Here is a 10992-nt window from a genome sequence, read left to right as displayed (position 1 = left end):
CCCCGCCTAACTGCCCTCGCGCCAGGCCCGCCACAGCCGTGCGTAGCGGCCGCCCAGGGCCACCAACTCCGCGTGCGTGCCCTCCTCGACGACCCGTCCGGCGTCCAGGACGGCGATCCGGTCCGCCGCCATCGCCTGGGTGAGGCGGTGCGCCACGAACAGCGTGGTACGGCCCGCGCACGCGGCCAGCACCGCCCGCTCCAGCTCGGCGGCGCCCTCGCTGCCCGCCTCCGCGGTCGACTCGTCGAGGACCACCACCGGCGCCCGACCGAGCACCAGCCGGGCCAGCGCGATCTGGGCGACCTTGGTCACGTCCAGGCGCTCTCCGCCCTCGCCCACCAGCGTGTGCAGCCCGTCGGGCAGCGCGTCGACCCACGGGCCGGCGCCCACGGTGCGCAGGGCGTCCAGGAGTTCGGCGTCCGTCGCCCGCGGCGCGGCCAGCCGCAGGTCGTCGGCGAGCGGCCCGGAGAACACGTGGGTCTCCTGGGTCAGGATGCTCACCAGGGCCCGCGCCCCGGCCTCGTCGAGCCCCGCCAGGTCGGTCTGCCCGACCCGCACCGACCCGGCCTGCGGGGTCCCGATGCCCGCGACCAGCGCGGCCAGGGTCGTCTTGCCCGCGCCCGTCGCCCCGACCAGGGCGAGCGAACCACCCGCCGGGATCGTCAGGTCGACGTCCCTGAGGACCGGCTCCTCGGCCCCTGGATAGGTGAACGTCAGCCCCCGCACCGTCACCGGGTACGGTCCGGCCGCCGCGCCGACGGACTCGTCGCCCACCAGCCGGTCCGCCGCGTCCTCCCCCAGCACGCCGACCAGGCGGGTCAGGCTCGCGCCGGACTTCTGCGCCTCGTCGAAGGTGAACATGATGGCGCCCAGCGGGGTGAACAGCCGGTGGAACAGCAGCGGGGCCGCCGACACCTCGCCCAGCGTGGCCGCGTCCGCCTCCAGCAGCGCGTAGCCCACCACGACGATGAGGGTCAGCCCGATGAACTCGGCGCGGTTCTCCCGGCCGACGAACCGGCCGAAGAACCGGAACACCTCGATGCCGAGGTCGCGCACCCGCCACGACTCGCGGGTGACCCGCTCACGGAAGGCGTCCTCCAGCCGGTACGCCCGGACGGTGTCGATGCCGTTCAGGCCGCTGATCAGGGCCTGCGCCCGGTCGGCCTGGGCCACCCGCTGCTTGCGGTACAGCGGGGCGGACCGCGGCAGGTACCAGCGCAGGGCCAGCGCGTAGGCGGGCAGCGCCCCGGCGCCCGCAAGGCCGAGCCGCCAGTCGAGGCCGAACATGCCGGCCGTGGCGATGGCGACGAGGACGCCCGCGGAGAACACCGTGGGAACGGCGGTGCGGATGCCCTTGGAGATCACGGCGACGTCGTCGCCGACCCGGGACAGCACGTCGCCGCGGCCCACCTGTTCGACGCGGGCGCTGGGCATGGCCAGGACCGCGCGGACGGCGCCCTCCCGCAGCCGGGCGAGCAGGTCGGCGCCCAGCCGCCCGATCAGGTAGGTCGACACGGCGGTCGCCGCCGCGCCGAGCAGCGCCGCGGCGACCATCAGGGCGCCGATCGTGACCAGGACGGACTGCGACTCGCCCCCGGCCACCGCGTCGACCACGCGACCCAGCAGCAGCACCGGGAGGACCTGGAGCGCCGCCCCGGCCACCGTGGTGAGCACCGTGGCGGCCGTCAGCCACGGCACCTCCCGGCAGTGGGCCGCGACCCATCGGGCCGCCTCGCGTCCGGTCGCCGTACGCAGGACGGGCGGGGCGGCAGGGGCGTCGGTCACGCCCACCCCTACCCGGCCGCCTTGACGAGTTCGTCGACGGCGTACGGCATCGACAGCAGGGTGCCCTGGGAGATGGCCGCGCCGACCGCCGGGCCCTCGCTGTCCAGCAGGTACGACACCTTGCCCTTCTTGACGGCGTCCAGGTTGCCGAACAGCTCGAACTTCTTCAACGCGTCCTGATCCGCCTTGTCGTTGATGACGAAGACGCGGTCCACGTCGACCAGGTCGACGCGCTCGGGCGAGAGCGTGGTGTAGAAGTCGCCGCCGGCGATCTTGTCGATCTCGGTCTGGTATCCGAAGCCGATGCCGGTCACCAGCCGTCCGCGCACGTCGGTGGAGGTGAACGGGGCCACCGAGTCCTTGTACCAGGAGAGCACCACGGCGGTCTGGTCCGCGAACCGGGGGTGGTCCTGCTTGGCCGCGTCCAGCTTGCCCTGGATGCCGGCGACCATCTTCTCGCCCTCCTCGGCCTTGCCGAGCGCCTTGGCGATGTGCAGCGCGTTGTCCTGCCAGGGAGCGCTGAACGGCTCCTTCTCGCCCTTGGTGCGGCCCACCGTGGGCGCGATCCTGGAGAGCTTGTCGTAGGCGGCCCGGTCGATCTCGGAGTAGACCGCGACGATCAGGTCGGGGCGCAGGGCGGCGATCTTCTCGTAGTTGGGGCCCGTGTCCCCGTTCTTCATGATGACCTCGGGCTTGGTGTCGCCCCACTTGTCCTTCACCCAGGGCCACTGGGTGTTGATGTCGGGACTCCGCCCGGCCGGGTTCGGGTACTGGTCGACCATGCCGACGGGCTTGATGCCGAAGGCCAGGACGGTCTGGTCGTCGGTGTAGCCGACGGAGACGACCCGCTCGGGGGCCTTCTCGACCTTCGTCGTGCCGAACGCGTGCTCCACGGTGACCGGGAAGGCTCCGGCGGCGGCCGGGGTGTCGCCGCCGGACCGGTCCGCCGAGTCGTCCGAGTCGGAACCGCAGCCCGCGAGGAGTCCGACGCCGAGCACGGCGGCGGACAGGGCCGCCGCGAGTCGTCGCCAGGGCTTCGTACGCGTCGTTCTGAGGAGCATCCCGAGATCCCTTTGCTGTCGCGCCGTCCACTGCGCCCGCCTGAGGGCAGCAGACCTTGTCGCGCCCGAGTGAGGTTAGCCTACCCTCACCGTGGCAACTACGGGGCCGGCCGGTCGAGTTCGACGTGGGTGCGTCCGATCGGCACGACGAGGGGGCGGTCCCCGACCGGGTCGTCGATCACCTTGGCGCGCAGTCCGAACGCCTCGTGCAGCAGGTCGGCGGTGATCACGTCGCGCGGATGCCCCTGCGCCAGGATCGCGCCGTCGCGCATGACGACGAGGTGGTCGCTGTAGCGCGTGGCCAGATTGAGGTCGTGCAGCACCATGACCACGGTGCGCCCGGACTCGTGCAGGTCGTCGACCAGGTCGAGCACGTCGACCGCGTGCGCGAGGTCCAGGTAGGTGGTGGGCTCGTCCAGCAGCAGCAGGTCGGTGCCCTGGGCCAGGGTCATCGAGATCCACACGCGCTGGCGCTGTCCGCCGGAGAGCGAGTCGACGGGACGGTCCGCGAGGTCGGACACGCCGGTCATGGCCAGCGCCCGCCGTACGACGTCGGCGTCGTCGGAGGACCACTGCCGCAGCCAGCTCTGGTGCGGGTGGCGGCCCCGGGCGACCAGGTCGGACACCGTCAGTCCCTCCGGGGCCACCGGCGCCTGGGGCAGCAGGCCGAGTTTCTTCGCCACGTCGCGGGTCCGGAGCGAGGCGATGTCCTCGCCGTCCAGCACGACCGTTCCGCCGGTCGGCCTGAGCAGCCGGGACAGGGTGCGCAGCAGGGTCGACTTGCCGCAGCCGTTGGGTCCGATGATGGTGGTGATCACCCCGGGCGGGATCGCCACGTCGAGCCCGTCGATGACGGACCGGGCCCCGTACCCGACGGTGACGCCCCGGGCCGCCAGCCGTGAGGCGCCGTCAACTCCCGTGCCGACAACTCCCGTTTCGGTCCCGGTGATGGACTGAACGACCACAAGGCCCCCTCGATTAGGCTCGCCTTACTTTGTACCAGCTATCTGCGGTTCGCCCGCACCAGCAGATAGACGAGGAAGGGCCCGCCGATGGCGGCGGTGACCACACCGACCGGCAGCGAGACGGGCAGCGCGGTGCGTGCGACCAGGTCGGAACCGGTCAGCAGCAGCGCCCCCACCAGGCCGGAGGCCACCAGCGGCGGGGTCGGGCACCTGGCCAGCCGCATCGCCACCTGCGGCGCCACCAGCGCGACGAACGGCACCGGTCCCGCCGCGCTCACCGCCACGCCGGCCAGCAGCACCGCGCACAGCAGCAGGACGGCGCGCACCGCGCCGTACCGGACGCCGAGCCCGGCGGCGACCTCGTCGCCGAAGTGCAGCGGCTTGAACTGGAAGGCGACGCAGGCCACGACGGCCAGCAGCACGAGCGTGCACCACAGCGCGACGTGGACCTCGTCCCACGACCGGTCGTCCAGCGAGCCGACCAGCCACGCCTGGGCCCGGGCCACGTCCCTGATGTCGGCGGTGACCAGCAGCCACGTCGTGATCGCCTGCATCACGGCGTTCACCGAGATGCCGATGAGGATGAGCCGGAAGCCGTCGATCCCGCGGCGCCACGCCATGACGTACACGAGCAGTCCGGTGCCGAGGCCGCCCGCGAGCGCCGCCGCCGACAGGCCCACGGAGTCGGTCACGGCCGTCGCGGCACCGCCCGACACCGTCACCAGGAACACCGCGACCGCCCCGGCGCCGCTGGTGATGCCGAGGACGTCCGGGCTGGCCAGCGGATTGCGGGCGATGGACTGGGTGAGGGCGCCGGAGACCCCGAGCGCGACGCCCACGACGAGCCCGGCGAGGGCCCGGGGCATCCGCAGGTCCATGATCACGAACTGGTCGACCCGCTCGCCCCGGCCGAGGATCGTGGCCACGACCCGGGGCAGCGCGATGGGGAAGTCCCCGACGCCGATGGACAGGCAGAACACCAGGAAGGCCGCCACCGCCAGGAGCAGGGTGACACCCGCGATCCAGGGCCGCCACACGAACGACACGCCGCCGAACCGCACCCCGGGCGCCACCGGGGCCCGCACGTCCGCCTTCGGCTCCACTGCCGCGTCCACCGCCGTATCCGCCCCGTTCGCCTTCATGCCCGCCCCGTTCACGCGTTCTTGAACTTCCCGCGCCACACCAGGACGGCGAAGAACGGTGCGCCGAGGAGCGAGACGACGACCCCGGCGTCCAACTCCCCCGGCCGTACGACCAGGCGCCCCACGATGTCGCAGACCAGCAGCACCACGGCCCCGAGCAGACCGGCGTACGGCACCAGCCAGCGGTAGTCCGGGCCGGTCAGGTACCGGGCCACGTGGGCCACCATGAGCCCGAGGAACGCGATGGGGCCGCAGGCCGCCGTCGCCGCCCCGGCCAGCAGGGTGATGGCGACGATGCCGACGGTACGGGTCAGCGCGGTGTTCACGCCGAGCCCCCGTGCCACGTCGTCCCCCAGGTTGAGCAGGTTGACGGAGGGCAGGGTGGTCAGCGCCAGCAGCAGCCCGGCGGCGATGAAGGCGGACACGGGTCCGATGACGTCGAAGCCGACGCCGGTCAGCGAGCCCGCGTTCCAGAACCGCAGGGCGTTCAGCGAGGCCTTGTCCGTCAGCGCGACCGCCGTGGTCATCGCCGCGAGGAACACCGTGACCCCCTGCCCGGCGAGCGCGAGCGTCAGGGGGTTGCCCGCCCCCCGGCCGATGCTGGACAGCCCGAACACGACGGCACCGGCGACCGCCGCGCCCAGGAAGCCGAACCACACGTACTGCAACGGGCTGGTGAACCCGAAGGCGGCGATCCCCGACACCACGGCGAACGAGGCGCCGGAGTTCACCCCCAGCAGCCCGGTGTCGGCGATGGGATTGCGGGTGTACCCCTGGATCAGTGCCCCGCCGACGCCCAGCGCGAGGCCGGCCACGACGGCGAGCACCGTGCGGGGCACCCGTACGGTCCGCACGATGAGCCTGATCTCGGTCAGCCGCTGGTCGGACTCGGGCGCCGCGAACAGCCCGTGCCAGACCTCGGCGGGACTGAGCGCCCGCGCGCCGACGGCCAGCGACGCCGCCGCCGCGACCACGAGGAGCGCCGCCAGCACACCCAGGCCGGCGAGCCGACGCCGGCGGGCCTTGGTCGGGCCCCTGGGCGCGGACGCGGGACGCTGGGCCGCAGTCGTGGTCATGGCGACGTACCCTAACGCGCGCCGGTGCCGGTCCCGTCGGCGACCGTACGGGCCTCGTCGGCAGCGGACTTGAGGCCCCGGTCGAGGAGCGAGTCGAGGATCTCGCCGACCCGGACGGCGGTGTTGGACAGCAGCGACGACGTGATGCCGTGCGTGTGCTCCGTGCCGCCCTGCAGATAGATGCCGCAGCGCAGGGAGGGGTCGGTGGCGACGCGGTAGTCGCGCTCGACGCGCACCCGGCCCTCGTCGTCGCGCAGGCAGCGGTCGGCGACCTCGCCGAGCAGGCCCAGGGGGTCGGCCGGGCCGTAGCCGGTGGCGAAGACCACGACGTCGGCGTCCAGGTGGCTCTCCTCGCCGCTGACCAGGGAGGTCACCGTGGCGCGCACCCGGTCCGGTGTCTCCTTGACGTCGGAGAGCCGGGACACGTTGAGGAAGCGCAGCCGCTCGGTGCCGAGGACCTTCTCCCGGTACAGCTCCCGGTACAGGTCGTCGATCAGGTCGATGTCCACCACGGAGTAGTTGGTGTTGCCGTGGTAGTCCATCAGCCGTCGTTTGACGCTGCCGGGCGCGGTGAAGTAGTCGTCGACCGCCGCCGGGTCGAAAATCCGGTTGGCGAACGCGCTGTCGTCGGCGGGGCTGTAGCCGTAGCGGGCGAAGACCGCGCAGACCTCGGCCGCGGGGAAGCGGCGGTGCAGGTAGGCGACGTTCTCGGCGGCGCTCTGACCGGCGCCGACGACGATGAACCGGGAGGGCGAGGTGCCCTCCAACGCGTCCACCCTGGCCAGCAGTTCGGAGTTGTGCCAGACGCGGTCGCCGCGCTCCACCCCCTCCGGCACGAGGGGGCGCAGCCCGGTGCCGACGACGAGGTTGCGGGCCCGGTGGACCTCCAGACCCTCCCCCGAACGGACCGTCACCTCCAGGTGGTCCACGGCTCCGTCCCGCACGACGGGTGCGACGCCGACGACCTCGTGGCCGTAGGAGACCATGTCGTCGACCTTGCCCGCGGCCCACTCGAAGTAGTCGTGGAACTCGACCCGCAGCGGGAAGAGGTTCTTGTGGTTGATGAAGTCGATCAGCCGCCCCTTGCTCTTCAGGTAGCAGAGGAAGCTGTACTCGCTGGCCGGATTGCGCAGGGTCACCAGGTCCTTGAGGAAGGACACCTGCATGGTCGCGTCGTCGATCAGCATGCCGCGGTGCCAGCCGAAGCGCGGTTGCTGCTCGAAGAAGAGGGCGTCGAGCGCCTCCTGCCCGCCGGCCTGTGCGTTGTGTTCGCGGATCGCGATCGCCATGGCGACATTGGACGGACCGAAGCCGATACCAATGAGGTCGTGGACCAGCGTGGAGTCAGCAGGAAGAACCTGTGACATGTCACTCCCCTCGAGCGCCGGAAACTTAGGTGAGCCTAAGCTAATGAGATACGGCTGTCGATAGGGCGGGTCGGGGGTCGATTCGAGCCAACTGACCGGTCTCACGGCGGTGTTGCGCACTAAGGTAAGGCTTGCTTAACTGCCCGGGTCAGTCCCTGCCTCGAGGAGGAACGCCCATGCGGGTCGTCATGTTCGGCTACCAGACCTGGGGGCACCGCACCCTGCGAGCCCTGCTGGACTCCGAACACGATGTGGCCCTGGTGGTGACCCATCCCAAGAGCGAGCACGCGTACGAGAAGATCTGGAGCGACTCCGTCGCCGACCTCGCCGAGGAGCACGGTGTCCCGGTGCTCATCCGCAACCGCCCGGACGACGACGAGCTGTTCGAGCGCCTCAAGGACGCCGATCCGGACATCATCGTCGCCAACAACTGGCGGACCTGGATTCCCCCGCGCATCTTCGGCCTGCCGCGCCACGGCACGCTCAACGTGCACGACTCCCTGCTGCCGAAGTACGCCGGGTTCTCCCCGCTGATCTGGGCGCTGATCAACGGCGAGACCGAGGTGGGCGTCACCGCGCACCTGATGAACGACGAGCTGGACGCCGGGGACATCGTCCGGCAGGAGGCGGTGCCGGTCGGGCCGAGGGACACCGCCACCGACCTGTTCCACAAGACCGTCGACCTCATCGCCCCGGTCACCATCGGCGCCCTCGGGCTCATCGCGGCCGGGCAGACGGAGTTCACCCGGCAGGACCGGTCGCAGGCGAGCTTCTTCCACAAGCGGTCCGCCGAGGACATCCGCATCGACTGGACCTGGCCGGCCGAGGACCTGGAGCGTCTGGTCCGGGCCCAGTCCGAGCCGTACCCCAGCGCCTTCACCTTCCACCGGGGCAGGCGGCTCGAGATCCTCGCCGCGGTGGTCTCCGAGGGCCGCTACGGCGGTACGCCCGGCCGGATCTTCTACCGCGAGGGCGAGGGCGTGGTGATCGTCGCCGGGGCGGACGCGCGCCGGGGCCGCAATCACGGCCTCGCCGTCACGCGCGTACGCACCGAGGACGGGCGGGAGTTGGCCGCGACGGAGTACTTCACCTCCATGGGCGGCTATCTGACCTCCCGTCCCTGAGGAACACCCCCGACCGGCCGTCCACGACGGGCGGGGCCCGACCGTGCTGCCACGGTCGGGCCCCGCGCGGGACGGTCGGGCGCGGCCTCAGCCGCTCTTGCGCCGGAACGAACGCTGGCTGGCGGCGGGGCCGTGGGTGCCCCGGATCTTCGCCACGTCGGTGCCCTCGGCGAGGGCCGCGGCCTCCGCCTGTTTGCCGCGCTTGCGCTCCAGCGCCTGGCGGAACTTGTCCTTCAGGTCGTACTGACCGTCGGCGTCGGGTGTCAGGGCGGGGCGCTCGTCCTCCGCCGGTTCCGAACCTGCTTGCGATGAAGACTCTTCAGTCATGACGACCTCCTGGGCTCGGACAACAGGAGCACAGCTTGTCACGACCGGCCGCCGGGAACCACCGAGTACGTGCCCGGGCCCGCCGGCAGGGTCACCGTGTACTGGCGCAGGTACGTGTCCAGGTACGGCGACCGGTCGCCCGGGGTGGCGATGTCGTCGGCCGGGTCGTCCAGGGCGAGCCGCAGCTTCGCCCCCCTGACCTCGATGGTCTCGCCGGAGGGTGTGTCGCGCCAGGAGCCGGTCTGGATGGAGCCGATCTCCACGGCCAGGACGTGCCCGGCGGCGAGCGTCCAGTCGGTCGCCTTCAGGTCGACGCTCAGGCGGCCCGACTTCACCAGGGAGACCTGCTCGTCGAACATGACCGCGGTGCCGTCGGGGGCGACGTCGTACAGCTTGAGCATGACGTTGCCCTCGCCGCGGGCCGTCAGGGAGACCTGCGGGGTGCCGGTGACGCGCGTGGCCTTCTTCAGCGGCTTCGACCAGACGAAGAAGCTGGAGGCGGTCTCACCGGAGCGCTGGCGCTTCGCCAGTTCCGCGGCCAGCCCGGCCGGGGCCGGCTGCTCGGTCGCGGGCGCGTTCTCCATGTCCCATGTGCCGGTCGGCTGCGGCGGTGCCTTGGGTGCCGGCCCGCCGGAGGCGGTCAGGGCCGCGCGGGCGGACGCGCCGCCGTCGTCCACGTAGGAGCCGCCGCCCAGCGGGAGGGTCACCGACCGCTCGGTGACGGGCCAGGTGCGCTGGGCCCGCCAGGCACCGGTGTTGTCCTCGACGGCGTAGGCCGGGTAACGCACCGTCGGACCGGTGCCCTTCAGGTACTGGTCGTAGAAGGCGAGGGTCTCGTCGTACCAGCCCTCGCGGCCCATGGCCAGGCGTCCGTCCTCGACGCGGTCGCCGCCGCGCACGTGGTCCCACTGGCCGAGCCAGCCGCGCTCGGGGCCGCGGTGGTTGTCGAGGTACTCCTCCATCTCCTCGGGCTTGGTGTTGTTCTCGATGAAGCCCTGCGTGACGAAGAGCGGGGTGTCGCTGCCCCTGGCCATCCTCGCCAGGTCACGGGAGGTCCAGTGCTCGTCCCGCTGGTCGGATATGCGGTAGCCGGCCGAGTTCTCCGTCAGGCACTCCGGGTGGCCCTCCTCGTAGCGGGCGGCGGCCTGGTAGCGGGGGTCGTCGTCCGCCATCGGGGGCATCGAGGCGATGGAGTTGTACGCGTCGGCGGTGCCCGTCACGTTCGGGCGCGGCACGCCGTTGGAGTAGATGTACTGGTACGTGTCCCACACGGGTTCCTGGGCGACGACGGCCTTGAGCGCGCGCTGGTCCAGGTTGTTGCCGATGAGGCCGGTGACGGCGTCGTAGGACTTGCCGTACATGCCGACCGCGCCGGTGGACCACGGCTGCTTGGCGGCCCAGTCGATCGCGGCCTTCACGTCGGCCTGTTCGCCCGGGCCGCCCCAGTCCAGGCAGCCGGTGGAGCCGCCGAAGCCGCGCAGGTCCACCATGACGAAGGCGTACCCCTGGTCGAACAGGTCGGTGCCCTCGATGAAGTCCTGGAAGCGGGCGGAGGGGCCGGTGTGGGACCAGCCCTCGGGGCCGGTCTGGCCCGCGTGGGCGAAGTACGGGCCGATCGACACGATGACCGGCACCTTCTCCTTCCGCTTCAGCCCTTCGGGCAGCAGGACGTCGGCATGGAGCCGGGTGCCCGAGCGGTCGGAGGACGGGAAGTAGTGCTGGGTCCAGACCGAGCCCTCCGGGACCCGGTCGTTCTCCTCGTGCGTGACGGGGCCGGTCCCGGCGGCGGTGGCCGGACCGTCCTCCGCCTCGTGCGCCGCGACGGCGGTGCCGCCCAGGCCGACGGTCAGGGCGAGGGCGGCGACGAGTGCCGATGCGGTCCGGACGACCGCGCGACGTGGTCTCACATGCTCCTCCTTGGAAGGCGGGTGCAGGCGGTACGGGTGGTGCAGGTCTAGCAGCGAAGTCCCCCGCGCGTCGATGGGGCCGAATCGCAACTTCCCCTGTCACATCGGGCGTTGGCGGACGCGACCGGGCAGCACCTGTCTCCGGCCGGGGCTGCCGGGCAGATGGGTCCACGTCGGGCCTCGCCCCCCGGTGCACGCCGACCGTGCCCGCCGGAATCGCCCGCGCCGCGGTCCGCGC

9 protein-coding genes are annotated in these 10992 nt (G+C 72.1%); 1 reads left to right on the top strand and 8 read right to left on the bottom strand.

From position 1 onward, the window contains the following. Positions 1-6: 6 nt before the first annotated feature. From ACIRGB_RS21755 to ACIRGB_RS21730, 6 genes are all read right to left on the bottom strand, one after another. Positions 7-1791 (bottom strand): ABC transporter ATP-binding protein, encoded by a 1785-nt coding sequence (locus ACIRGB_RS21755; RefSeq protein WP_403867443.1) that lies wholly within the window; start codon positions 1789-1791, stop codon positions 7-9. A 2-nt stretch (positions 1792-1793) separates the two neighbouring features. Further along, on the bottom strand, positions 1794-2846 hold the full coding sequence (locus ACIRGB_RS21750) for an iron-siderophore ABC transporter substrate-binding protein (protein WP_403867440.1): 1053 nt from the start codon (positions 2844-2846) through the stop codon (positions 1794-1796). A 98-nt stretch (positions 2847-2944) separates the two neighbouring features. Then, positions 2945-3811, bottom strand: a complete 867-nt coding sequence (locus ACIRGB_RS21745; RefSeq protein ID WP_403867437.1) for an ABC transporter ATP-binding protein — start codon at positions 3809-3811, stop codon at positions 2945-2947. Between the two features lie 38 nt (positions 3812-3849). Further along, positions 3850-4953, bottom strand: a complete 1104-nt coding sequence (locus ACIRGB_RS21740) for a FecCD family ABC transporter permease (RefSeq protein WP_403867434.1) — start codon at positions 4951-4953, stop codon at positions 3850-3852. An 11-nt stretch (positions 4954-4964) separates the two neighbouring features. After that, a complete protein-coding gene (locus ACIRGB_RS21735; protein ID WP_403867430.1) occupies positions 4965-6029 on the bottom strand; it encodes a FecCD family ABC transporter permease in 1065 nt (354 codons plus the stop codon). An 11-nt stretch (positions 6030-6040) separates the two neighbouring features. Beyond that, positions 6041-7396 carry a lysine N(6)-hydroxylase/L-ornithine N(5)-oxygenase family protein gene (locus ACIRGB_RS21730; protein WP_403867427.1) on the bottom strand — a complete coding sequence of 452 codons (1356 nt, stop codon included), beginning with the start codon at positions 7394-7396 and terminating at the stop codon, positions 6041-6043. A 176-nt stretch (positions 7397-7572) separates the two neighbouring features. On the opposite strand from ACIRGB_RS21730, the gene ACIRGB_RS21725 reads away from it, so the two are divergent. Further along, on the top strand, positions 7573-8520 hold the full coding sequence (locus ACIRGB_RS21725; protein WP_403867424.1) for a methionyl-tRNA formyltransferase: 948 nt from the start codon (positions 7573-7575) through the stop codon (positions 8518-8520). 87 nt (positions 8521-8607) lie between these two features. On the opposite strand, the gene ACIRGB_RS21720 is transcribed toward ACIRGB_RS21725, so the two are convergent. Next, the gene (locus ACIRGB_RS21720) at positions 8608-8847 is read right to left on the bottom strand and encodes a DUF5302 domain-containing protein (RefSeq protein WP_403867421.1); all 240 of its coding nucleotides are present in this window, start codon (positions 8845-8847) and stop codon (positions 8608-8610) included. 38 nt (positions 8848-8885) lie between these two features. Beyond that, positions 8886-10754: a CocE/NonD family hydrolase gene (locus ACIRGB_RS21715; protein ID WP_403867418.1), complete on the bottom strand. Its 1869-nt coding sequence runs from the start codon at positions 10752-10754 to the stop codon at positions 8886-8888. Positions 10755-10992 lie beyond the last annotated feature (238 nt).

Origin of the sequence: Streptomyces sp. NPDC102490, from assembly GCF_044765285.1 — a bacterium.
Classification (GTDB): Bacteria; Actinomycetota; Actinomycetes; order Streptomycetales; family Streptomycetaceae; genus Streptomyces.
Note: the sequence above shows the minus strand (reverse complement) of the source record. Positions and strands in the feature narration are given on the sequence as shown.

Bases quoted from the DNA above. Each gene is read 5' to 3' on its own strand.
- ACIRGB_RS21750 (WP_403867440.1), bottom strand. From the start codon at position 2,846: ATGCTCCTCAGAACGACGCGTACGAAGCCCTGGCGACGACTCGCGGCG.
- ACIRGB_RS21740 (WP_403867434.1), bottom strand. From the start codon at position 4,953: ATGAAGGCGAACGGGGCGGATACGGCGGTGGACGCGGCAGTGGAGCCG.
- ACIRGB_RS21735 (WP_403867430.1), bottom strand. From the start codon at position 6,029: ATGACCACGACTGCGGCCCAGCGTCCCGCGTCCGCGCCCAGGGGCCCG.
- ACIRGB_RS21730 (WP_403867427.1), bottom strand. From the start codon at position 7,396: ATGTCACAGGTTCTTCCTGCTGACTCCACGCTGGTCCACGACCTCATT.
- ACIRGB_RS21725 (WP_403867424.1), top strand. From the start codon at position 7,573: ATGCGGGTCGTCATGTTCGGCTACCAGACCTGGGGGCACCGCACCCTG.
- ACIRGB_RS21720 (WP_403867421.1), bottom strand. From the start codon at position 8,847: ATGACTGAAGAGTCTTCATCGCAAGCAGGTTCGGAACCGGCGGAGGAC.